The sequence below is a fragment of the Mesorhizobium sp. CNPSo 4661 genome (assembly GCF_057784215.1).
This window is the reverse complement of sequence record NZ_JBWGIO010000006.1, coordinates 123,494-147,213: the sequence shown is the minus strand read 5'-3', so window position 1 is coordinate 147,213 and position 23,720 is coordinate 123,494. Positions and strand designations below refer to the sequence as shown.

Here is a 23,720-nt window from a genome sequence, read left to right as displayed (position 1 = left end):
GGTCGATCATGCTTTACATTCTTGCACTGCTGATAGGCGTCGTTGCCGGCCTGCGCGCCATGACCGCGCCGGCTGCCGTGGCCTGGGGTTCGTATCTCGGCTGGCTGCCGGTCACAGGCACCTGGGCGAGCTTCATGGGCCACTGGATCGCCGTCGGCATCTTCACCATCCTGGCGATCGTCGAATTGGTCACCGACCAGTTGCCGTCGACGCCGAGCCGCAAGGTGCCGCAGCAATTCGGCGCCCGCATCGTGACCGGCGCCTTCTCCGGCGCGGTGATCGGCGTCACGGCCGGCGCCACCATCGGCGGGCTGGTGGCAGGCGCCATCGGCGCGGTGATCGGCACGCTGGGCGGCGCCGAGGTCCGCGGCAGGCTGGCCGCCGCCTTCGGCAAGGATCCGCCCGCCGCCTTCATCGAGGACGCGGTGGCGGTCATCGGCGGGCTGCTGATCGTGGCGGCGGTGGCATGAGCGCGAAAGCTTTCGACGCCATCGTCGTCGGCGCCGGACAGGCCGGCACCCCGCTCGCCGGCCGGCTGGACGCGGCCGGCATGAAGGTGGCGCTGATCGAACGCAAGCTGGTCGGCGGCACTTGCGTCAACACCGGCTGCATCCCGACCAAGACGATGGTGGCGAGCGCCTATGCCGCCCATCTTGCTCGTCGCGCCGCCGATTATGGCGTGACCGTTTCCGGTGAGGTCGGCGTCGACTACAAGGCGATCAAGGCGCGCAAGGACAAGGTGTCGGGTGCTTCCCGCACCGGGCTGGAGACCTGGATCGCCGGCATGGAGGGCTGCACGCTTTATCGCGGCCATGCGCGTTTCGAATCCGCCAATACGGTGCGCGTCGGCGACGAGCTGCTCACCGCGCCGAAGATCTTCCTCAACACCGGCGGCCGCGCCTCTGTGCCCGACCTGCCCGGTGTCCACGATATCCCTTATCTCACCAACTCCTCGATGATGGATCTCGATGTGCTGCCCAGCCATCTGATCGTCGTCGGCGGCAGCTACATCTCGCTCGAATTCGCGCAGATGTTCCGCCGCTTCGGCTCCGAGGTCACGGTGATCGAGAAGGCGCCGCGGCTGACCGGCCGCGAGGACGAGGACACCTCCGCGGCCATCCTGTCGATCCTCGAAAACGAGGGCATCGCCGTTCATGTCGGCGCCGGCGACATCAGCTTCGCCAAACAAGGCAGCGGCGTCGCCGTCACCTTCGCCGCCGACAAGCCGGCGGCGGTCGGCTCGCACGTGCTGCTGGCGCTCGGCCGCGTTCCGAACACCGACGATCTTGGCCTCGACAAGGCCGGTATCGCAGTCGATCAGCGCGGCTTCGTCGTCGTCGACGACCAGTTGCGCACCAATGTGCCCGGCATCTGGGCGATGGGCGACTGCAACGGCAAGGGCGCCTTCACCCACACCTCCTACAACGACTTCGAGATCGTCGCCGCCAACCTGCTCGACAACGATCCGCGCAAGGTCAGCGACCGCATCGAAGCCTATGCGCTCTATATCGATCCGCCGCTTGGGCGCTGCGGCATGACGGAGGCCGCGGTGAAGAAATCCGGCCGCCGCGCGCTGGTCGGCCAGCGGCCGATGACGCGTGTCGGCCGCGCCGTCGAAAAGGGCGAGACGCAAGGCTTCATGAAGATCCTGGCCGATGCCGACACAGGCGAGATCCTCGGCTGCTCCGTGCTTGGCCCAGGCGGCGACGAGGCGATCCACTGCGTGCTCGACCTCATGTATGCCAAGGCGCCGATCTCGACGCTCGCGCGGGCGATGCACATTCACCCCAATGTCTCGGAGTTGCTCCCCACAATCGCCCAGGAGCTTAAGCCGCTGACCTGAGGCTGGCCCGTCGGCCGGTGGCGAAGGGTCGCCCTCGCCTTTCTGCATTGCTGCATTGCGACAATGTCGCTTGTGTGGGGGCATGCCCAAAGCCAGTTTCGATTTTTGAACCGATTCAGTCCGGACATCCCATGCCGCTGCCGATCCTAGCGCTAGCCATTGCATCCTTCTGCATCGGCACTACCGAATTCGTCATCATGGGTCTTCTGCCGGAAGTCGCTGGAGACCTCGGCGTCTCGATCCCTTCGGCCGGCCTGCTGGTCACCGGCTATGCTCTGGGCGTGGTCTTCGGCGCGCCGATCGTCGCCATGGCAACCGCCCGCCTGCCGCGCAAACCGGTGCTTGTCGGCCTTGCCACGCTGTTCGTCATCGGCAACATCTTCTGCGCCATCGCGCCGAACTATTGGCTCTTGATGGCGGCGCGCGTGTTCACCGCTTTCGGCCATGGCGCCTTCTTCGGCATCGGCTCGGTGGTTGCGGCGGGCCTCGTGCCGCGCAACAAGCGGGCGAGCGCCATCGCGCTGATGTTCGCCGGCCTGACGCTCTCCAACATCCTCGGCGTTCCCGCCGGCACGGCGCTTGGCGAGGCTTTCGGCTGGCGCGCGACTTTCCTCGCCGTCGTCGGCATCGGCCTGATCTCGGTCGCAGCCATCGCCTGGCTGGTGCCGTCGGATGTCGCCAAACCCAGCGGCGGCGGCCTGGTCGGCGAACTGCGCGTGCTCGGCAAGCTGCAGGTCTGGCTGGCGATGCTGATCGCCTCGCTCGCTTCCGCCAGCCTGTTTGCCGTCTTCACCTACATCAAGCCTTACCTCACCGACGTCTCCGGCCTGTCGACGGCGACCGTCACCTGGGTGCTGCTCTTGTTCGGCGCCGGCATGACCATCGGCAACGTCATCGGCGGCAGGCTGGCAGACTGGAAGCTGATGCCGACGGTGATCGCCACGCTGCTCGCCATGGCCCTGCTGTTCCTCGTCTTCACCGAGCTCGGCGCCATCGCCAGCGTGGCTGTCGCCATCGTTTTCCTGTGGGGCATGCTGATCTTCATCGTCGTGCCGCCGCTGCAGATCCGTGTCGTCGAGGCGGCCGCCGAAGGACCGAACCTTGCCGCCACGCTCAACCAGGGCGCCTTCAATGTCGGCAATGCCGGCGGCGCCTGGATCGGCGGCCTCGCCATTTCCTGGGGCGTATCCTACGCCAATCTGCCGCTGGTGGGCGCGGCGCTCGCGCTTCTGGCCGTCGCGGTGGCCATGCTGTCGCAGGCGCTCGACCGCCGAACTCTCCTGCAGCCGCAACCGGCTGAATAACGCTCGGCGTCTTCGCCGTAGCGGGCTCGGCATCTTCGCCGTAGCGGGCTCGGCATCTTCGCCGTAGCCAGCTTCTGCCCCGACGGGCCGGCCCGTCTGGACCACTCGACAGTCCTGCCGCAAACATGCATGTCTGGCCCTCCATTGGAGGTACCCCATGCAGAAGACGATCGAACGCATCGCCGGCGACAGCGAGGGCGTCGCTTACGAATTTCCGGTCTTCCGCTTCGAGGGCAAGGACAAGGCGGCTCCTTCCGCCTATCTGCAGGCGGCGCTGCATGCGGGCGAACTGCCGGGCGTTGTCGCCATCGACGCGCTGATGCCGATGCTGGCCAAGGCCGAGGCCGAGGGCCGCATCAAGGGTCCGATCACCATCGTGCCCTGGGCCAACCCGATCGGCCGCGCGCAATATCATTTCGGCGAGCATCAGGGCCGCTTCAATCTCGGCACCCGCACCAACTTCAACCGCTCATTTCCGCTGCTTGCCGCGCCCGACGCGCGGCTCTTGCCCGATGTCAGCCTCGGCGGCGCCGATCGCCGGCTGAAGAACCGGCTTGTCCAGCTCTCGCTCGGCAACGACATCGTCCTTGACCTCCACTGCGACGACGAAGGCCTTGCCTATCTCTACATCCACACCAGCCTGTGGCCGCATATGGCCGACTGCGCCGCCGCCATGGGCGCCGAAGCCGTCCTGCTGTGGAGCGAGGACAGCACCGGCACCTTCGAAGGCGCCTCGATCATGCCCTATCAGAACGTGCCTGCGAGCGTCTCGCGCTTCGACCGCCGCGCCGTCACCACGGTCGAATATCGCGGCATGCTCGATGTCGACGGCGCCCTGGCCGCGTCCGATGCCGCGGGACTCTATCGCCTGCTGGTGGCGCGAGGCGTCGTCCAGGACTCGTCCATGCCCAAATTCGAGACATTTTCCGGGCCGGTCGTGCCGCTGGAAAACATCGACATGATGCCCTCGCCCAAGTCCGGCGCTATCCTCTACGACGTCAAACCCGGCGACCGCGTCAAGAAAGGCGACAGGCTGGCGACGATCGTGCATGCGCCCGGCGAGACCGGCGGCCGCACGGAAGTATTTGCCCCTCAGTCGGGCTTCATCCTGACCCGCCGCTCCCGCCGCATCATCCGTACCGGCGAGGATCTTTTGAAGCTGGCCGGCGACGGCAGGAGCGGCGACGCGCGTTCCGGTACGCTGGAAGACTGAAGCCTCTGTCTTCCGTGCACGTGAAATCCAGTTGCACCGACCTCCATTCGCCGCTATGGGAGTCGCCATGAACATGCGTTCGAACAAGACCGTTTGGTGGTGGGCTCGCTGACAGCGGCCTGTTCGTGCGTGTGCGCGTGAAAGTAGAGGGTGGCCGCAACGGAATGTCCGGGCGGCCATTTGTTTTTTAAAGCCATTCCCGGGTCCGTTGCCCAAAACGCTGATGGAGACGGCAATGACGACTAGAGTTCTCGACAACGGGGCGGAGCGCTTCGTTACCGCGGGCGGCGTGACGATCACCCGCGAGCGGCACGACAGGCCCTATGAAGGCGCGATCGATGCCTATGTCGACGGCCTGAATTCGCGCCGCGGCGCGGTGTTCTCCTCCAACTACGAATATCCGGGCCGCTACACGCGCTGGGATACGGCCATCATCGATCCGCCGCTGGTGATCTCCGCGCGGGGCCGCACGATGCGCATCGAAGCGCTCAACAAGCGTGGCGAAGTGTTGCTGCCGGTGATCGGCAGGGCGCTTGGCGAGCTCGACGACGTGACGATCGCCGAGACCTCGAAGACGCTCATCCGCCTCGATGTGGCAAAACCCGGCCGTGTCTTCACCGAGGAGGAGCGCAGCCGCGTTCCCTCCGTCTTCACCGTGCTGCGCGCCATCACCGCGCTGTTCAAGACCGCCGAGGACGCCAATCTCGGCCTTTACGGCGCCTTCGGCTACGATCTCGCCTTCCAGTTCGACCCTGTCGACTACAAGCTCGAGCGCAGAGAGAGCCAGCGCGACCTGGTGCTGTTCCTGCCCGACGAGATCCTCGTCGTCGACCACTATTCGACCAAGGCCTGGACCGACCGCTACGACTATTCCGGCGACGGCTTTTCGACCGAAGGCCTGCCGCGCGACGCCCATGTCGAGCCCTTCAAGACCGCCGACCGCATCCCGCCGCGCGGCGACCATGAGCCCGGCGAATACGCCAACCTGGTGCGGCGCGCCATGGAGAGCTTCAAGCGCGGCGACCTGTTCGAGGTCGTGCCCGGACAGATGTTCTACGAGCGCTGCGAGACCCAGCCCTCCGACATCTCGCGCAAGCTGAAAGCGATCAATCCGTCGCCCTATTCCTTTTTCATCAATCTCGGCGAAAACGAATATCTGATCGGCGCCTCGCCGGAGATGTTCGTGCGCGTCAACGGCCGCCGCGTCGAGACCTGCCCGATCTCGGGCACGATCAAGCGCGGCGACGACGCCATTTCCGACTCAGAGCAGATCCTGAAGCTGCTCAACTCGAAGAAGGACGAGTCCGAGCTCACCATGTGCTCGGATGTCGACCGCAACGACAAGTCGCGCGTCTGCGAGCCGGGCTCCGTGCGCGTCATCGGCCGCCGCCAGATCGAAATGTATTCGCGCCTGATCCACACCGTCGACCACATCGAGGGGCGCCTGCGCGAAGGCATGGACGCCTTCGACGCTTTCCTGTCGCATGCCTGGGCGGTCACCGTTACCGGCGCGCCGAAACTGTGGGCCATGCGCTTCATCGAGCAGAACGAGAAGAGCCCGCGCGCCTGGTATGGCGGCGCCATCGGCATGGTCAATTTCAACGGCGACATGAACACCGGACTGACGCTCCGCACCATCCGCATCAAGGACGGCATCGCCGAGGTGCGTGCCGGCGCCACGCTGCTTTTCGACAGCGTGCCCGAGGAAGAAGAAGCCGAAACCGAACTGAAGGCATCCGCCATGCTCTCCGCCATCCGCGACGCCAAGACCGGCAACGCCACCGGAACCGAGCGCACCACCGCGCGCGTCGGCGACGGCGTCAACATCCTGCTCGTCGATCATGAGGACAGTTTCGTCCATACCCTGGCCAACTACTTCCGCCAGACCGGCGCCAATGTCTCCACCGTGCGCTCGCCGGTGCCCGAAGAGGTCTTCGAGCGGCTGAAGCCCGACCTCGTCGTGCTATCGCCCGGCCCCGGCACGCCGAAGGATTTCGACTGCGCCGCCACCATCAAGAAGGCGCGCAGCCGCGACCTGCCGATCTTCGGCGTCTGCCTCGGCCTGCAGGCGCTGGCCGAGGCCTATGGCGGCGAGCTCAGGCAGTTGCACATCCCCATGCATGGCAAGCCGTCGCGCATCCGCGTCTCCAAGCCCGGCATCATCTTCTCCGGCCTGCCGAAGGAAGTGACCGTCGGCCGCTACCACTCGATCTTCGCCGACCCGGTGCGCCTGCCCGACGGCTTCGTGGTCACCGCCGAGACTGAGGACGGCATCATCATGGCTTTCGAGCACCGCAAGGAGCCTATCGCGGCGGTGCAGTTCCATCCGGAATCGATCATGACACTCGGGCACAATGCCGGCATGCGCATCATCGAGAACGTCGTCGCGCATCTGCCGCGCAAGGCCAAGGAAAAGGCCGCGTAGGAGAACATGGCCGCAACGCAGGACATGACGGCGGCCGCGGCGAAAGCCGCGACCCGGGAGAAGGTTGCCAGGCTCGCCTTCTGGTCGATCGTCGTCGCCTGCGTCGTGCTCGCGCTCAAGGTCGCCGCCTGGTACATCACCGGTTCCGTCGCCCTCTATTCCGACGCGGCGGAATCGATCGTCAACGTCATCGCCTCGATCGCCGCCTACTGGGCGATCCAGGTCAGCTACAAACCCGCCGACCAGGACCATCCCTTCGGCCACCACAAGGCCGAGTATTTCTCCGCCGTTCTCGAAGGCGTTCTGATTATCGTCGCGGCCCTCTTGATCCTCAACGAGGTCTGGCAGTCCTGGCAACATTCCGCGCCTTTGGAACAGCCCTGGCAAGGCCTGGGCGTCAACGGCGTCGCGACGGTGGTCAATGCCATCTGGGCCTGGGTGCTGATACGCACCGGTCGGAACGCGAAGTCGCCGGCCCTCGTCGCCGACGGCCAGCACATCATGACCGATGTGGTGACATCGGTCGGTGTGTTCGGCGGCCTCGTCGGCGCGGTGCTTACCGGCTGGCAGATCCTCGACCCGGCGCTTGCCGTCATCGTCGCGCTCAACATCCTGTGGCAAGGCTGGCATGTCATCGGCTCGTCGATGAACGGGCTGATGGACCGCGCAGTCGACAACCACGAGCACATGCAGATCCGCGACATCATCTCGGCCAATTCGAAGGGCGCGCTCGAGGTGCATGACCTGAAGACGCGCATAGCCGGGCGCGCCACCTTCATCGAGTTCCATCTCGTCGTCGACGCCGACATGACGGTCGGCGCCAGCCACGTCATCTGCGACCGCATCGAGGATGCGCTGAAGGCCGAGATCCCATCGGTGCGCGTCACCATCCATGTCGAGCCGGACGACGAGGCCAAGCTGCCGAAAGGCACCACGGCGGTGCCTTTCGCCTGAGCCGAGTAACCACCTTGGAAATTAGCTGAAGCCTTCAGACTTCGTCATGTATGGACGGCCCCTCTCGGGCAAGAGGGGCCGTCCATACATGACGAAGCGCTGGTTACGGCGCGCACGCCGATTGCGGCATCGGCTGCAGCCGATAGACCTTGTCGTCCGACCTCGTCTTGCCGTTCGCCGCCTTCGAGCAGAGATCGAGGACCGCCACCGCATTGTTGGGGTTCGCGACCATCATCGTGCCGTTGGCGCCGCGCTTGAGGAAGATTTCCTTCTGCGAGATGTCGCAGGAAAAATCGCTCATCTTCGAGCTGGCCGAACAGCGCCACTGGTCGGCCTCGCCCTGGCAGGAATAGGTCTGCGTGACCTTTTTCCCTTTCTGCCTCGTCGTCACCGAAACGGCGATATCCGCCCCGTCGGGCCAGTTCGCGGCATCGCCGCCGGCGGCGAAGGAGGCGAGCTCGACCGGGCCGCGGAAGACGCGGATCGATTGCGTGAGCTGGTTGGGATGCGACTTCAGATGCGCATCGTCGTAGTCGCGCCCGAAGCAGAAGGGCTGATCGGACTTCAGCCGCACGCGCAGCGGATCGCCCAGCGCCGGATCGATCGGGTCGATGCGCGCGAACTCCGCCCTGCAGCTGTCGGCCGGCATCGGGTCCAGCTTGAAATTGTCGTCCTCGCTGCCCAGTTGCTGCCTGGCATACTCCGCCTTGCTCATCGACTCCGACGCATCAGGGTCGAGATAGACATCCGGCGACAGGCCGGAGAGCAGAAGCTTGCCCTTGTCGTCGACCTTCAGCGAGGCCAGCGTCCGGTCGCAATCCATGCCGCAGCGGATGCCGCTCGCCTTGTCGCTCGGGTCTTCCTTGTTGCACCAGCTGCTCGCCCATTCCGGTTTTTTGGCGCCACGCACCGTGGTGGTGAGGAAGCCGTTATAGGAAGTATCCTGGTTGGCGGGAGGTTCTTCATTCGGCCGGCTGACCGGGTCATGGCCGTAGAGGAAGAAGATGCGCGCCACCTTCTGGTGCGGATGCGCCTTGAGATGGGCGGCATCGTACACACGGCCGAAGCAGGCGTCGGCGCCGGTCGGGCTGAGCTCGGGAAGTTTGGGCGGCTGTTCGGCGCGCGCCGCGCCGGCAAAAGCGGCAAGGGCGGCGCAAAGCGCCGCGCCCGCCATAGTCCTTGCCCTCGATGTCATGTGATCCTCCTCCCACCGACAGGACTGGCGTATGCTAGTCTAGGAGTGCCGCCCGGACCATGCAAAATCATGCGAGGCGGCGAGGCAAGGAGGATAGGATGCTGCGCCGTGACATTTTTCGCGCCGGTCTCGCAGGCGCCGCCGGCCTGTTCGGCCTGAACCGGGCAAATGCGGCAACGGCCGAGGGAAGGCTGAAAGTCGCCTATCACCTCAGCGACACCGACAAGGTCAACTTCGTCCTCGGCAACATCAAGAACCACTATGAGGGCACCGGCGGCAATGTCGACATCGTGCTTGTGGTGCACGGCCCGGCCCTGGCCGCCTTCAAGTCCAAGGGCGCTTCCGGCGCCGTTTCCAGCCGCTTTGCCGGCCTCGTCCAGCAGGGACTTGTCCCGCAAGCCTGCGGCAACACCCTGCACGGCATGGACATCACGCTGACCGACCTGCTGGCGGGCTTCGAGCTTGCCGAGAAGGGTGGCGTCGTGAAGCTCGCCGAGCTGCAGCATCAGGGCTATGTCTATCTCAGACCCTGAATGCGCCCACACTGAACGCCAACACTTGAAGGCCAGGCCGGCAATGGCCTACGAAGGATGGGAGCCCGGAGGCCAGCTGACATGACGACACCTGCCATCCCCGATCTTGCCGGAAAGGCGGTGCTGGTCACCGGCGCTTCGACCGGCATCGGTGCCGCCCTCGCCCGCGCCTATGCGGCGCAAAAATGCCGGGTCGCGCTGCATTACAATGCGAGCCGCGCTCCCGCCGAAGCCGTGGCCAGGACCATCCGCGACGATGGCGGCGAGGTGTTTCTGGTCCAGGGCGATTTTTCGATACCTGCCGACGTCGAGCGCGTCGTCGAAGAGAGCGCAAAACATTTCGGCCGGCTCGACGGCCTGGTCAACAATGCCGGCGGCATGCTCGGGCGCGTCGCCTATGCCGATCAGGACGAGGCGCATTACGACGCGGTCATGGATCTCAATGCGCGCTCCGTCCTGACCGCCTCGCGCAAGGCGATACCGTGGCTGAAGCGCCAGGGCGGCTTCATCATCAACACCACCTCGATCGCCGCCCGCAACGGCGCCGGCGGCGGCGCCGGCCTCTATGGTTCGTCGAAAGCTTTCGTCTCCAACGTGACGCGCGGCATGGCCAAGGAACTGATCGGCTTCGGCATCCGCGTCAACGCCGTGGCGCCCGGCACGATCCTGACGCCCTTCCACGAACGCTATTCGAACGCCGAGCAGATCAAGGCTATGGTCGCCACCATACCGCAAGGCCGCGCCGGAACGCCCGAGGATTGCGTCGGCGCCTATCTGTTCCTGTCGTCCGACCTCTTGAGCGGTTACATCATCGGCCAGGTGATCGAGGTCAATGGCGGCCAGTTGATGCCGTGAGCCGAGACCGGCATACTCTTCGCGTAATCCGGAGGGAGACAGGCAATGTACGGACTGATCGGCAAGATGCGGGCGGCGCGCGGCCAGCGCGATGCGGTCATGGACGTGCTGCGCGAAAGCACCGGCGCGCTCCCCGGTTGCCTGAACTACATCATCGCCACCGATCCGGCCGACGCCGACGCGATCTGGGTGACCGAAGTGTGGACCGACCAGGCGAGCCACAAGGCCTCGTTGCAACTGCCGGAAGTCCAGGCCGCGATCGCCAGGGCTCGTCCCTTCATCGCCGGCTTCGAATTCCAGGTCGAGACCCACCCGGTCGGCGGCTTCGGCCTTCCCGCCTCCGAGAAGGCCGGCTAACCGCGCGGACGCGGAATTTCCGCGAAAAGCTGGTTCGCATTTGTCTTTATCCGGTCTAAGAGCCGACATGGACTCTTCACCAGAGCAGCCATCCCAGAACCAAGCGCCCGTCGAGCGCATGGAGCGCCTGCGCCCGCCGCGGCAATGGCTGGTGCTTCTGGTATTCTCGCTGCTCTTCGCCGGTGCGCTGGAGTTCGCCGCCCTGCCAGCGGCCCTGCTGATCGGCCCGATGCTTGCCGCGATCCTCGCCGGCACCAACGGCGCCACGGTGCGCGTGCCGCGACCGCTGTTCGGCGCGGCCCAGGCGATCGTCGGCTGCCTGGTTGCCGGTTCGATCTCGGCCGACATCTTCCCCGTGTTCTATGCCGAATGGCCGCTTTTCCTCGCCGTGGTGATCGCGACCGTCGCCGCCTCCAGCCTGCTTGGCTGGCTGATCAGCCGCTGGCGCATCCTGCCCGGCACCACGGCAGTCTGGGGCTCCTCGCCGGGCGCCGCCACCGCCATGGTGCTGATGGCAGGCGCCTTCGGCGCCGACCAGCGTCTGGTTGCCTTCATGCAATATCTGCGTGTCATCTTCGTTTCGATGACGGCGGCGATCGTTGCCAAGATGTGGGTCGACACATCCGGCGTCGAGGTGCCGCCCATCGTCTGGTTTCCGCCGATCGACGCCTTCGCCTTCGCCGCCACCATCGGCATTGCGATCGTCGGCGGCCTGCTCGGAAAGCTGGTCAGGCTGCCTTCGCCGTTCTTTCTCGGCACCTTCATCTTCGGCGCGGTGATCCATCTCGGCCTCGGCGTGCCGATGCAATTGCCGCCCTGGCTGCTGGCGATCAGCTACGCCATGGTCGGCTGGTCGATCGGGCTCAATTTCACCCGGCCGATCCTGCGTCACGCGGCGCGCGCCCTGCCGCAGATCGTCGGCTCGATCGTCGCGCTGATCACCTTTTGCGGCGGCATGGCCTTCGTCATCAGCCGCCTGCTCGGTATCGACCCGCTGACCGCCTATCTGGCGACCAGCCCTGGCGGCATGGACAGTGTCGCCATCATCGCCGCCGCGGCACGGAACGTCGACATCTCCTTCGTCATGGCGCTGCAGTCGGCGCGCTTCCTGGTCGTACTGCTGATTGGGCCAAGCGTAGCCAAGCTGGTGGCGCGAAACGTCGGGGCCTGATCCGGGCTATCCAATGCCTGAGCAGTTCCAGGAAAAGCGCTCGGCGGTTGGGCTCGGCGCATTCGCCGTAGCCTTCCGTCCGGAATTGCGTGAAACAGAAAATTGGAGCGGCTCAGCAATCCTGTCAGGATGCTGAATTGCTCTAAGCAAACGAGGGGGAATTGCCGATGAACCGCCGTTTGAACGCCGTCGATCTGTCCGGCCGCGTCGCCGTGGTGACCGGCGGCGCGCAAGGCATCGGCCTAGCGGTCGCGCGACGCCTGTTGTCGTCGGGCGCCGGTGTCGCCATCTGGGACGTCGACCAGGCCGCGATGGCCAAGGCCGTCGCCGAACTCGCTTTGCTCGGCCGCGTTGAAGCGATCCTTTGCGACCAGTCGCAGATCGAGGCCGTCGATCGCGCCGCCACCCAGACCGAGCGGACGCTTGGCCCCGTCGATCTCCTCGTCAACAATGCCGGTATTGCCGGGCCGGCGGCGACCGTTGTGAACTACGACCCCGCCGCCTGGCGCCAGATCGTCGACATCGACCTCACCGGCGTCTTCTACTGCTGCCGGCGCCTGGTGCCCGGCATGGTCGCGCGCAACTATGGCCGCATCGTCAACGTCTCATCGGTCGCCGGCAAGGAAGGCAATCCCAACGCCGCCGCTTATTCCGCTGCAAAAGCCGGCGTGCTGGCGCTGACCAAGTCGCTCGGCAAGGAGCTCGCCGGTCACGACATCGCCGTCAACGCGCTGACGCCTTCGCCCGCCCGCACCCGCATCCTCGAGCAGCTCACCGAGGCCCAGGTCGCCTATATGCTCGGCAAAGTGCCGCGCGGCCGCTTCGTCGAGGTGGAAGAGGCGGCCGCCATGGTCGTCTTCATGCTGTCTGACGAGAACTCCTTCACCACCGGCGCGACCTTCGACCTCTCCGGCGGGCGCACGACCTACTAGAGCAATTCCAGGAAAAGTGTGAGCGGTTTTCCGTCCGGAATTGCGTACGGCCGAGCCGCAAGATGTCGCGTCGCTGCCGGCCTGCCAGGAAGGATAGCCGTCCACCAAATCAGCCGATGGCGAGAGAGGTCAACTGATAACCAGGCTTGCGATCCGGTCGCCGTCGAGCGTGAAGGCCATGTCGCCCTCGCCATTGAAGCCATTGCCCGTCACGGCGACGCGGGCATGGTAGACGCCGTCGCGCTCGGCGACGCGAACGATGCGAAGATTGGACTGTACGCCGATATTGTCCGAGCGGTTCCACCGCGCGACCCCGTCGCGGCCATGGAAATCGCGGCCCCAGTCGGTGAGGATGGCGTTGTCGGTGAATGTCGCCAGAAAGGCTTCGGTATCACCGACGTTGGTGGCTTCGACAAAGCGGCGGATCGGATCGGGCGTGGTCATCAATCCAGTCGCTTCATCAGATCATCGTCCAGCCAGCGGCCGAAGAAATAGACAAGCTGCTTGTGCCACCACGGCCAGTCGTGGCTGACGTCGCCACCCCAATAGTCGACCCAGGCCGGGATGGATTTGTCGCGCAGCACCTGCTCCAGTTCGCGCGTCTCGACCAGCATGCGCTCTTCCCAGGCGCCCTGGCCGCAGCAGAAGATCAGCCGCAGTGCTCTGACCCGCCCGAGCAGCTTCTGGTCGACGATGCCGGGCAGGTAGTCGAGCGGCGAGTTGAAATAGATATTGCCTTCCAGCGTCCGGCCGAAGAAGTCGCGGGCCGAATAGACGCCGGACAGCGAAATCACGCCGCTCGCCAGCTCCGGGAAGCGGAACACGAAGTTCGACGAGTGGTAGCCGCCCATCGAGCAGCCGCAAAACAGCGGCTTCAGAACGCGACCGCCATTGGCCTTGGCGGCGACCGCCTGCAGCTCCGGCAGCGCTTCCTCGCGCACATAACGGAAATAGGCCTCGTGGCGGGCGATGCGATGCGCCGCGTCGGCATGCTTGTTGAAGAACGACTCCGAATCGATGCCGTCGAGCGTGAAGAGCTGGATGCGGCCGGTGTCGATGAAGTCGGCAAGTGCTGCGACCCCGCCGGAATCCTCGAACTGGTAGAACCGCCCCTGCGAAGTCGGGAACACCACCACCGGGCGCCCGGCATGGCCGTAGCGCTTGTATTCCATGTCGCGGCCGAGATTGCGGGCATGGCCCTTGTGATAGGAGACGTCCATCGGCTCAGGCCTTTTCCGCGTGGATATAGTCGACCGCCTGGCGCAGCGCCTTCGGATCCTTCGAACGCATCTGATAGGCGTAGTTGCCCATGGCGCGGCTGAAGACCTCTTCGATGGCCTGGTGATGGACGATCTTGTCGCCGTGGGCGGCTAGCACGTCCGCATGGCTGTGCAAATAGTCGATATGGCGCTTGCGACTGGCATAGGCGGTGAAATACTTGCCCTTGTAAGGGCCGCCGGCGGCATCCTTGACCACCATGTCGGCCCAGGCGGCATAGACGTCGATGTCGAACGTGTAGTTGATGGCGTCCGTCATCCAGGCGCCGGGCGGGCGCATGTTGACCTCGAGCGCGATGACGCGCTTGTCCCTGGTTTCGAACAGCTCGATGTGGAAGAAGCGCTCGCGCACGTCGAACGCCTTGAGTATCTTGCGGCCCGCCTCCTCGACCTGAGGGCTGATCTCGGGGAAGCAGGTGTAGCTCATGTGGCGGTCCTTGTTGACCGCATCCATGATGCTCTGGTCGTAACGGTGGCTGGCCGCCAGCACCACCTCGCCATCGCGGTTGACCAGCCCGTCGAAGGTCACCACCAGCCCCTCGATGAACTGCTCCATGACGAAGGTGACGCCCTCGGGCTTGTCCCTGAAGAACTGGTCCAGTTCTTTGGCGTTTGAGATCTTGAAGGTGTTCGAGGCGCCGGAGCCCGAATCCGGCTTGACCACCACCGGGTAGCCGACACGACGGATGAAGGTCATGGCGCCGGCGCGGTCGGAGCATTTGCGCTGCGGAATGGTCTCGACGCCGCTCTTGCGGAAGAAGGCGCGCATGCGGCTCTTGCGCTTCAAATTCTTCACGAAATCGACCTTGGTGCCGAAGATGTTGAAGTCGGTTCGGATGTTGGCTTCGAGTTCGAGCCAATGCTCGTTGAGCGACTCGAAGCGGTCGATGCGGCCCCATTTGTGGATGAAATGCCCCATCGCGCGGAACACGGCATCGTAATCTTCCATGTCGGCGATGCGGTAATATTCCGAAAGCGCCGTCTTCAGCTTGCCGTTCAGCGTCTCGTAAGGTGCATCGCCGATGCCGAGCACGGTGGCGCCTGCCTTTTTCAGCCGGTCGCAGAAATCCGTGCCGTTGGCCGGGAAATGCGGCGAGAAGAACACGAAATTCATGCACAACCTCCCCCGGGGCACTATGGGCCGCGTCGGGCGAGTGTGGCGCATTTGCCCGATGCGGGGAAGAGCCAGCGCTAATGCATGTCGCCCAAAGTTTGCGCCGCTTTTGGGAAAACGACATGCATAAAACCAAAGGCTTAAAGCGCGTCGCTCGAATCTATTTCGATGCGAAGCGCTTTAAGCGCGGCCTGGCCGGCACTTGCCTCCCGATGGCCGCTCCTGTAAGAGAGCCGCCATGACCACGCGCGTCCGCTCCGTCGCTTCCTCTCGCACCGGCTTTGCCGGCGAGACCGCGTGCGCGCTCGCCTCGACCCTGCTTCTTCTCGGCCTTATCGGCGATCGCCGGGTTCGCTGAAGGAGCGCCCGGCGGTCGGTACCAGCCGCCTCAGGCGCATGCTCCTTGGCAAGGTCATAATCAAGCGAACGAAATTCTGGTAGAGGCGACGCTCGCCATCAATCCGCCCAAGGCGAACGCGAGCCGCCCGGAGAAGAGACGATGAACGCACGAGAAGAAATCAGCGCCGGCGAGGCTGAAGCCGGAAAGCGCACGGCCGGCCACATGCCGGATGCAGCACGCAAATACCAATCCTACCCGACGGTTGGCCTGATCGACCGCACCTGGCCGAACAAGATCATCGACAAGGCGCCGATCTGGTGCTCGGTCGACCTGCGCGACGGCAACCAGGCGCTGATCGACCCGATGGGCCATGAACGCAAGGCGCGCATGTTCGCCTTGCTGCTCGATATGGGCTTCAAGGAAATCGAGATCGGCTTCCCCTCGGCCTCGCAGACGGACTTCGACTTCGCCCGCTGGTGCATCGAGGAAGGCGGCGTGCCGCAGGATGTATCGCTCCAGGTGCTGGTGCAGTGCCGCCCCGAGCTGATCACGCGGACCTTCGAGGCGTTGAAACGCGCGCATCGCCCGATCGTGCATTTTTACAATTCGACCAGCGAGCTGCAGCGCCGCGTCGTCTTCGAGAAGGACGTCGCCGGCATCAAGCGCATCGCCACCGACGCCGCCAAGATGATCACCGACATGGCGGCCAAGGCCGGCGGTGGCTATCGCTTCGAATATTCGCCCGAAAGCTTCACCGGCACCGAGCTCGACGTCGCGCTGGAGATCTGCAACGCCGTCACCGAGATCGTGAAGCCGACGGCCGACAACAAGCTCATCATCAATCTGCCCTCGACGGTCGAGATGTCGACGCCCAACGTCTATGCCGATCGCATCGAGTGGATGTGCCGCAATCTCGACAACCGCGAGAACCTGATCATCTCGCTGCACCCGCATAACGACCGCGGCACCGGCATCGCCACCACCGAGCTCGGCCTGATGGCCGGGGCCGACCGCGTCGAGGGAACGCTGTTCGGCAATGGCGAGCGCACCGGCAATGTCGACATCGTCACGCTGGCGCTCAACATGTTCACCCAGGGCGTCGATCCGGAACTCGACTGCTCCGACATCAACCGGATGAAGGATGTCTACGAGTATTCGAACCAGCTGAAGATCCCGGAGCGTCACCCTTATGTCGGCGAACTGGTCTACACGGCTTTCTCCGGCTCGCACCAGGACGCCATCAACAAGGGCATGAAGGCTCTGAAGAAGGCCAACACGCCGATCTGGGAAGTGCCTTATCTGCCGATCGATCCGGCCGATGTCGGCCGCACCTACGAGGCGATCATTCGCATCAACTCGCAGTCGGGCAAGGGCGGCATCGCCTATGTGCTGCAGGCCGATTACGGCCTCAATTTGCCGCGCAATCTGCAGATCGAGTTCAGCCAGGCGATCCAGGCGATCACCGATGCGGAAGGCAAGGAAGTGCCGGCCAAGCGCATCCATGACCGCTTCCTCGAAACCTATGTCGACCAGCCCGGCGCGCGGCTGAAGTTCCTCGACCATCGCACCTATCCCGACACCGAGGTAAAGGGCCGGCGCATGGTCGAGGCGGATATCCTCGACAATGGCAAGGAAGTGACCATCACCGGCTCGGGCACCGGCCCGATCGACGGCTTTGTCGATGCGCTCTCGCGCCATGTCGGCGTCGACATGTCGGTGCTCGACTATTCCGAGCATTCCTTGCAGCGTGGCTCCAACGCCTCGGCGATCTCCTATGTCGAAATGGAGTATCCGGGCGGCAAGCTGTTCGGCGCCGGTATCAACACCAATATCGTGGCCGCCTCGCTGGAGGCCGTCGTTTCGGCCGCCAACCGGATCATCGGCCATAAAGCCGGCTGAGCGGCAACTCGATCGAAGTGTGGCGCATCCAACATGCGCCGCACTTCAAAGACAGACGCGAAAGACAGACGCGAAAGCCTGCCATTCGTTAACCGCCGGAGGAATTTCCGGTGGCTTACGCGATCGCATAATAGAAGCATCCTTGTGCGCCGGCGCCGGCGCTATATTATCGCGTCCTAACCTGTGCCGACTTCGAAAGGCTCGACACTTGGAGCATGCCCCGCCTGCCGCCCCCGCAGTGCGCGAGACATTGGAGCGACTGCTTGCCAGCGAAACGTTCGGACGATCCGAGCGTGCGCGTAGGCTTTTACGCTATCTGGTCGAACGCGAGCAGGCTGGCGAGGCGGACAGGCTGAAGGGTGTTTCCATCGCCATGGACGTCTTCGGCAAGGACGGCGATTTCGACGCCTCCACCGATGCCGTGGTCAGGGTCCAGGCCGGCCGCCTGCGCGAGCTCCTGGACCAGTACTTCGCCAATGAAGGCATTGCCGAGCCGGTGCGCATCGCGATCCCGCGCGGCGGTTATGTCCCGTCCTATGAGCTGAACGCAATCCGCTTGCCTGGCAACGCCAGGTCCGCCTCCGACGGCACCGCGCGGCCCGACGTGTTGGCCGAAGCCGAACATCTCGACAGGCCGACGCTGGGCGAGCCTGCCGCCCCCATTGCCCCGGCCACACCTGCACAATCGCTGACGCGGCAACTGCGTTTCTTCTGGGCTGCCATGGTCCTGGTCATTGCCATGCTCGGCGTGCTCATCCTTCGCCAGGGCGATGTCTTCCTCGGCGGCGGCGACACGGTGGCAACGGCCGAAACGGCGGGCGTTGCCGGCACCGCCGCCCAGCCGGTGTTCGACTCCCTGCCGCTGATCTACATTGCCACGAAAGCCGACGGAGCAGAGGCGGCTCGCGTCGCGTCGTCGCTGCGCGCCGGGCTCGCCGGTTTCGACACCATCGACTTCATCGGGCGCGATGCGGATTCGACGCGCGATCAATCGGCCGACCCGATCAGTTTCGTCTTCGATATTGTTCCCGGCCCCGCCGCCGGCGACGTCACGGTCGAACTGCAGAGCGTCGCGACCGGTCGGGTTCTCCTGTCGCGCAACCTGACATCGGCCGAAACCGCGCCTGGCGTGGTTGAAAGCAACATAGCCAGCCTTCTGACATCGACCGTTCCCGCTTCCGGCGCGATCTACAGCTACATCGACCAGAGCGACATCCGGACCAGCCAGATCGGTTGCCTGGTGCTCGACGACCGCTATTTTCTCGACATGAACGCCCAGACCCATGAAGCTGCCTATCGCTGCCTGGAGAAGCTTGCCGCCGAAGGCACCAAATCATCGCTTGTCTATGCGGAACTGGCCGCGCTTCATGGGGAGGCCGTCACCGCGCACTATTCCTATCCACCGGAAGCAACGCTCGAAAAGGCCATGTCGCTTGCGCATCGCGCCGTCCAGATGGGGCCTATGAACCCGCACGCGCATCGTGCCCTCGGCTACCTCAACTCGCGCCTCGGCAACGCGGACGAAGGGATCCGCTTGACGCGCAGGGCCTACGAACTCAACCCGTATGATCTCGGCATGGCCGCCGCCTATGGCTACGGACTGATCTTCGCCGGCAAATATGATGAGGGAACACCGATCCTGAGCCACGCGGTCGAGGCCTTCAGCGGGCATCCGACCTGGTGGGATTACGGCCTGTTCGTCGGAGCCTTCATGCAGGGCGATATGAAACGGGCCGCGATCGCCAGCGAGTCGCTGCGCACGACGGCATCCAAGTCGCATTACCTGGCCGCGCGCCTGATCGGCGCCAGGATTTCGGGCCGCGACAAGCTGGCGGGCGAGCTTGCCAACGAACTCACCGCCGAATTCCCGAAGTTCGCCGCCGACCCGCGGGCGACATTCGTCGACCGCAAATACCCCGCCGATCTCACCGATCGGCTGGTGCAATCCTTGCGTGCGGCCGGGATCGGCAACCCGAGCTGAACACGCCTTCGGCCCATTTCGGCGGCCGATCGAGCGCCTGACGGATCGCTTCGGTCGCGAAAATTTTACTGGCCAACGGTCCGGATCAGGAGCAATCCAGCCACAATTCGAAAGTGTTGCCCTCTTTGCTCACTGCTCCATTTTTCATGCTTCCATTCCCCTATGCCGTCGAGAGCGGCGCTGGCCTGAAGACGATCGTCTTTCTGCACGGCTTCGGAGGCTGCAGCGAGATTTGGCGTGACGTCGCGCTGTCGCTCGCGACGGAGGCAAGGATATTGGCCTACGATCTGCCGGGCCATGGTCATTCGCTGGAGTGCGAAGGCATGGGCGGCGCCAAGCCGGCCGCGCAAGCCATCCTCGCCGATCTCGCCGCGCGGCGGCTAGGCAGAGTCCATCTTGTGGGTCACTCAATGGGCGGCGCGATCGCGACATTGATGGCACTTGCCGACCCCGACAGGGTGGCCTCGCTCACACTGTTGGCGCCCGGCGGCTTCGGCTCGGAAATCAACGCAGGCTTGTTGCGCCGCTATGCCGCCGCGACCGGCAGGAGAGAGGTCCGCGCCAGCCTCGCGGCCATGTCGGGTCCGCGGAGCGTGCCGCCAGACCACGTGGTGGATGCATTGTGCCGGATGCGCAAACAGCCGGGCCAGTTGCAGGCTTTGATCGATATAGCGGCCGCGATGACAATGGATGACCGGCAAGGGGTCATCCCACGCGCGCAGCTGGATACGCTTGACATGCCGGTGATGGTCGTTTGGGGAGCGGAGGACCCGCTGCTGCCAGTCGAGCAGGCCGAGGCGTTGCCCTCGCATTTCCATCTGCACCATGTTCTCGACGCGGGTCATATGCTGGTCGAGGAGGCTCCGGGCCTGATCGCCGAAATCGTCCGCCGCAACACGCGCCGGCGCCGCAGGCGGGTGCGCCCATCACGGGACGCGGCGGCGAGCTGATCGCTGATTGTCCTGCGGGATTGGCCCTTCGGACCGGCCTCGAAAATATCCGCAACCCGCTCCGCCAGACCGCAGCGGTCGCACTGCTCGTCACCGGCAGTGCATTTTGCCGGCGATTGTGTTAACTCGCTGTTAACCAACAGTGAGGCAGCCGCCATGAAGGATGCAGGCGACAAGATCACCCCTATCGAGCCGTCGCGGAAGCTCGCCGATGCCGTACGCGACGTCAAGAACGCCTTCGCCGACCGCGACGACGTGGTCGTCGACATGCGCGAGGCGCACCGCATGCGGCTCGATCTTCTGGCAACCGAGCTTGCCCCGATCTTTGCCGATGTTCCGGCCGACATGGACAGCTTCGACTTCGCCGTCTCGTCCGGCCTGCAGCCGCGGCTATGGATCGACGCGGTGAGCCACGTCGCCATGGGACGCGACCGCCGCACCTACCGCTTCCTCAAGGATACGCGCGTCGGCCGTGTTGTGCTGGCCGAGACGACCGAGATGAAGGCCGTCGCCGATGCGGTGACGCGCTACGTGGCCGAGCGGGTCGTCGAGCGGCAACGCATGATGGAAGGGAGCATGGAAAGCGCCGTTCCCGGCCTGCATCGCCACGTGGTCCAGGAAGCGGAACCGCCCATCCGATCCGAAACCCGCCGCAGCAATGGCTGGACCACCTTCTTCGCCGGCCTCGGCCTGATTACCGCCGGTGCCCTTGTCGGCCTGGCGGTTTCGCTGGCGATGTTCTGGGACCGCATCGTGCACATGAAGATCAGCTTCTGACGAGTTCGCGGTCCTTCGCGACCGGCACGTCGAGATCCGTCGTTTGCAGGTCTGACGGCGGCAGCGCCGGCCCCGTCAGGCCGCGCCGGATCAGGCGGAGACGCCAGTCACCCTTTTCGCCGTCGATCTCGAACAGATTGTACTGAGCGGCCGGATGTTTGCCACCGGGCGCCTGGCCTGCGGCGGCGACTCCGACCACGGGCACCTTGGCGCCACGTGCGCCGATGGTGAACAGCGACGGCAGATGCGAATGGCCGTGCAGGACGAGTTCCGCGCCATGCCGGCGAATGACCTTGTGAAAGCGAGCGATGCCGAACAGTCGCTTATGCTGGGTGACGGCGCCGCGCACCGGCGGGTGGTGGATCATGATGGCGCGGAACAGCCCTTGTTTCGCCGCGTCGTCGAGAACCTTGCCGAGCCGCTCGGCCTGTCCTTCCATGAAGAAGCCGTTGGCCATGAAGGGCGCGGTGGCGCGCGCCGTGGTGACGCCGATCAGCGCGACATTGCCGCGCACGCGCAGATACGGAAAGGAATTGCGGTCGACCGGACTGTTGACCCCGTCGCCCGTCATCCAGGGAGCCCACGCCCGGCAGACCTTGTCGAAGGCGCCCGGCACATAGGCGTCGTGGTTGCCGGGAACCACGGAGACGTCGTGCGGCGATCCGAGCGTCTCCAGCCAGTGCTTGGCCATCTCGATCTCGCCGTCGAGCGCCAGGTTGACGAGATCGCCTGTCACAGCGAGGTGGTCCGGCGCGTTCGCCTTGATGTCGGCGACGATGGTATCGATGACCGCGTCATGCATATGGCGGCGCCGGTTGCGCTGCCAGTTGACGTAGCCCAGCACGCGCTTGGACGCGAGGTCGCGATAGGTTACATCGGGCAGCGGTCCCAGATGAGCATCGGAAATATGCGCGAGCCTGAACATGGTCCCTTCTTAAGCGACGCTGACGAAGCTTTCCACTCACCCTTTGCTGTTCGCCCAAGCAGGTTCCGCAAAAGTCTCCCACGGTTTTGCGGCCAGAATCTGCGAAAAACAAGGAAAGCCAAGCAGATGTTCGTGGGGCAACCCACGAACATCTGCTTGGGGATCGTTGCATGAACCGCCGAGCCGATCCGGAAGAGGCATTCCGCCAGACCGGCTGGCCGGGGTTGCGGGCAAGGTTGTTCCATTTCTACTTCCTGCTGCGCCGCCCGATGACGCTCGGCGTGCGCGGGCTGGTTTATGACCGTGCCTCCAACGCCGTCTTCCTGATCCGCCACACCTATGTGCCAGGTTGGCAATTGCCGGGAGGCGGCGTCGAGGTCGGCGAGACCCTCGAGGAAGCGCTGGCCCGCGAGCTGGCCGAGGAAGGCAACATCACCCTGACCGCTCCGCCGGTGCTGAAGTCGATGCATTTCAACCGCCGCTCCAGCAAGCGCGATCATGTCGGCCTTTATCTGATCGACACCTTCAGCCAGACGGCGCCGAAACTGCCTGACCACGAGATCGCCGAAGCCGGCTTCTTCCCGCTTGGTCGGTTGCCGGAGGGCACGACGCCGGCGACGCTCCGGCGGATAGCGGAGATTTTTGAGGGCGAGCGCATCTCGGCTTACTGGTAATCAAGCCGCCTTCCTGAACCGTCCCCGGTCATGCGGCGCGGCATAATCGAGTTCCGGCCCCGCCGGAACGATCCCCGTCGGATTGATCGACCTGTGGCTGCCGTAATAATGCGCCTTGATGTGATGCAGGTTGACCGTGCCCGAGACGCCCGGCACCTGATAGAGATCGCGCAGATAGTTCGACAGGTTCGGATAGTCGGCGATGCGGCGCAGGTTGCATTTGAAGTGGCCGACATAGACCGGATCGAAACGAACCAGCGTCGTGAACAGCCGCCAGTCGGCCTCGGTGATGTGTTCGCCGGTCAGATAGCGCTGCTTCGAAAGCCGCTCCTCGATCGTATCGAGCGCTAGGAACAATTCGCCGAACGCTTCCTCATAGGCTTTCTGCGCGGTGGCGAAGCCGGCGCGATAAACGCCGTTGTTGATCGCCGGATAGACCAGCGCATTGATCTTGTCGATCTGCGCGCGCAGCGCCGCCGGGTAGAAGTCGAGACCCGCGTCGCCCCATTGGTCGAAGGCCGAATTGAGCATGCGGATGATCTCGGAGGACTCGTTGTTGACGATGGTCTCTTGTTCTTTGTCCCACAGCACCGGCACCGTCACGCGGCCCGAATAGCCCGGATCGGCCTTGGCATAGACCTGGTGCAGGAAATCGAGGCCGTAGAGCGTGTCCCCGGTCGCGCCGTCCTCGGCTTTGAAGGTCCAGCCGTTTTCGCCCATGAAATGGTGCACTACGGAGACGGAGATGATGCCCTCCAGCTTCTTCAGGGCGCGGAAGATCAGCGTGCGATGCGCCCATGGGCAGGCGAGCGACACGTAGAGGTGATAGCGGCCGGGTTCCGCCTTGAAGCCGCGCGTGCGGCCTTCCGCCGGCGCGCCGTCGCGCGTGATCCAGTCGCGCCATTGCGACTCCGTGCGTATGAACCGCCCGCCGCTGTCGGTGTTGTGCGGCCGGTCCTGCCATTTGCCTTCAATCAGCAATCCCATGCGAAAATCTCCCT

Annotated in this window: 22 protein-coding genes; 16 read left to right on the top strand and 6 right to left on the bottom strand. The window is 64.7% G+C overall.

Translation table 11 applies throughout. The features are described 5' to 3' along the window. Positions 1-8 precede the first annotated feature (8 nt). The 6 genes from AC0YKC_RS10845 (at position 9) to AC0YKC_RS10820 (ending at position 7,739) form a co-directional block, all read left to right on the top strand. Complete coding sequence (locus AC0YKC_RS10845; RefSeq protein WP_488511046.1) at positions 9-470, top strand: DUF4126 domain-containing protein; 462 nt, start codon at positions 9-11, stop codon at positions 468-470. Beyond that, on the top strand, positions 467-1,843 hold the full coding sequence (locus tag AC0YKC_RS10840) for an FAD-containing oxidoreductase (RefSeq protein ID WP_488511045.1): 1,377 nt from the start codon (positions 467-469) through the stop codon (positions 1,841-1,843). Before AC0YKC_RS10845 ends, AC0YKC_RS10840 begins: the two co-directional genes overlap by 4 nt. 131 nt (positions 1,844-1,974) lie before the next feature. Beyond that, positions 1,975-3,147, top strand: a complete 1,173-nt coding sequence (locus AC0YKC_RS10835; protein ID WP_488511044.1) for an MFS transporter — start codon at positions 1,975-1,977, stop codon at positions 3,145-3,147. A gap of 157 nt (positions 3,148-3,304) precedes the next feature. Next, positions 3,305-4,360 (top strand): M14 family metallopeptidase, encoded by a 1,056-nt coding sequence (locus tag AC0YKC_RS10830; protein ID WP_488511043.1) that lies wholly within the window; start codon positions 3,305-3,307, stop codon positions 4,358-4,360. A 235-nt stretch (positions 4,361-4,595) separates the two neighbouring features. Then, positions 4,596-6,785, top strand: a complete 2,190-nt coding sequence (locus tag AC0YKC_RS10825; protein ID WP_320293318.1) for an anthranilate synthase — start codon at positions 4,596-4,598, stop codon at positions 6,783-6,785. A 24-nt stretch (positions 6,786-6,809) separates the two neighbouring features. Continuing rightward, positions 6,810-7,739, top strand: a complete 930-nt coding sequence (locus AC0YKC_RS10820) for a cation diffusion facilitator family transporter (protein WP_430699214.1) — start codon at positions 6,810-6,812, stop codon at positions 7,737-7,739. A gap of 103 nt (positions 7,740-7,842) precedes the next feature. On the opposite strand, the gene AC0YKC_RS10815 is transcribed toward AC0YKC_RS10820, so the two are convergent. Continuing rightward, positions 7,843-8,934, bottom strand: coding sequence for a hypothetical protein (locus tag AC0YKC_RS10815; RefSeq protein ID WP_488511042.1), 1,092 nt, complete (start codon positions 8,932-8,934; stop codon positions 7,843-7,845). Between the two features lie 98 nt (positions 8,935-9,032). Between AC0YKC_RS10815 and AC0YKC_RS10810 the strand changes: the two genes are divergently transcribed. The 5 genes from AC0YKC_RS10810 (at position 9,033) to AC0YKC_RS10790 (ending at position 12,782) form a co-directional block, all read left to right on the top strand. Further along, positions 9,033-9,467, top strand: coding sequence for a DsrE family protein (locus AC0YKC_RS10810; RefSeq protein WP_320293315.1), 435 nt, complete (start codon positions 9,033-9,035; stop codon positions 9,465-9,467). A gap of 81 nt (positions 9,468-9,548) precedes the next feature. Next, positions 9,549-10,322 (top strand): SDR family NAD(P)-dependent oxidoreductase, encoded by a 774-nt coding sequence (locus tag AC0YKC_RS10805; RefSeq protein ID WP_320293314.1) that lies wholly within the window; start codon positions 9,549-9,551, stop codon positions 10,320-10,322. A 45-nt stretch (positions 10,323-10,367) separates the two neighbouring features. Then, positions 10,368-10,679, top strand: coding sequence for a putative quinol monooxygenase (locus AC0YKC_RS10800; protein WP_320293313.1), 312 nt, complete (start codon positions 10,368-10,370; stop codon positions 10,677-10,679). 67 nt (positions 10,680-10,746) lie between these two features. Further along, positions 10,747-11,850 carry an AbrB family transcriptional regulator gene (locus AC0YKC_RS10795; protein ID WP_488511041.1) on the top strand — a complete coding sequence of 368 codons (1,104 nt, stop codon included), beginning with the start codon at positions 10,747-10,749 and terminating at the stop codon, positions 11,848-11,850. Between the two features lie 179 nt (positions 11,851-12,029). Continuing rightward, entirely contained in the window at positions 12,030-12,782 is a 753-nt protein-coding gene (locus tag AC0YKC_RS10790) for an SDR family NAD(P)-dependent oxidoreductase (protein ID WP_320293764.1), read from the top strand. Between the two features lie 129 nt (positions 12,783-12,911). On the opposite strand, the gene AC0YKC_RS10785 is transcribed toward AC0YKC_RS10790, so the two are convergent. From AC0YKC_RS10785 to AC0YKC_RS10775, 3 genes are read right to left on the bottom strand one after another with little or no spacing between them, the layout of a single operon-like run. Further along, complete coding sequence (locus tag AC0YKC_RS10785) at positions 12,912-13,226, bottom strand: nuclear transport factor 2 family protein (protein ID WP_488511040.1); 315 nt, start codon at positions 13,224-13,226, stop codon at positions 12,912-12,914. Next, positions 13,226-14,002 carry an esterase family protein gene (locus tag AC0YKC_RS10780; RefSeq protein WP_488511039.1) on the bottom strand — a complete coding sequence of 259 codons (777 nt, stop codon included), beginning with the start codon at positions 14,000-14,002 and terminating at the stop codon, positions 13,226-13,228. Before AC0YKC_RS10780 ends, AC0YKC_RS10785 begins: the two co-directional genes overlap by 1 nt. Positions 14,003-14,006: 4 nt before the next feature. After that, entirely contained in the window at positions 14,007-15,173 is a 1,167-nt protein-coding gene (locus AC0YKC_RS10775; protein WP_488511038.1) for an ATP-grasp domain-containing protein, read from the bottom strand. 499 nt (positions 15,174-15,672) lie between these two features. On the opposite strand from AC0YKC_RS10775, the gene leuA reads away from it, so the two are divergent. From leuA to AC0YKC_RS10755, 4 genes are all read left to right on the top strand, one after another. Continuing rightward, complete coding sequence (leuA, locus tag AC0YKC_RS10770; RefSeq protein ID WP_488511037.1) at positions 15,673-17,412, top strand: 2-isopropylmalate synthase; 1,740 nt, start codon at positions 15,673-15,675, stop codon at positions 17,410-17,412. Between the two features lie 208 nt (positions 17,413-17,620). Next, entirely contained in the window at positions 17,621-19,393 is a 1,773-nt protein-coding gene (locus AC0YKC_RS10765) for a tetratricopeptide repeat protein (RefSeq protein WP_488511036.1), read from the top strand. A gap of 146 nt (positions 19,394-19,539) precedes the next feature. Continuing rightward, positions 19,540-20,343: an alpha/beta fold hydrolase gene (locus AC0YKC_RS10760; RefSeq protein WP_488511035.1), complete on the top strand. Its 804-nt coding sequence runs from the start codon at positions 19,540-19,542 to the stop codon at positions 20,341-20,343. A 156-nt stretch (positions 20,344-20,499) separates the two neighbouring features. Further along, complete coding sequence (locus AC0YKC_RS10755; protein WP_434723762.1) at positions 20,500-21,120, top strand: hypothetical protein; 621 nt, start codon at positions 20,500-20,502, stop codon at positions 21,118-21,120. Here AC0YKC_RS10755 and AC0YKC_RS10750 read toward each other — a convergent pair. Then, entirely contained in the window at positions 21,110-22,045 is a 936-nt protein-coding gene (locus AC0YKC_RS10750) for a metallophosphoesterase family protein (RefSeq protein WP_434723763.1), read from the bottom strand. The two genes, AC0YKC_RS10755 and AC0YKC_RS10750, sit on opposite strands and share 11 nt — an antisense overlap. A gap of 170 nt (positions 22,046-22,215) precedes the next feature. Between AC0YKC_RS10750 and AC0YKC_RS10745 the strand changes: the two genes are divergently transcribed. Continuing rightward, positions 22,216-22,719, top strand: coding sequence for an NUDIX domain-containing protein (locus AC0YKC_RS10745; protein ID WP_488511034.1), 504 nt, complete (start codon positions 22,216-22,218; stop codon positions 22,717-22,719). On the opposite strand, the gene AC0YKC_RS10740 is transcribed toward AC0YKC_RS10745, so the two are convergent. Next, the gene (locus AC0YKC_RS10740) at positions 22,720-23,706 is read right to left on the bottom strand and encodes a glutathione S-transferase family protein (protein ID WP_320293303.1); all 987 of its coding nucleotides are present in this window, start codon (positions 23,704-23,706) and stop codon (positions 22,720-22,722) included. Between the last annotated feature and the right edge of the window lie 14 nt (positions 23,707-23,720).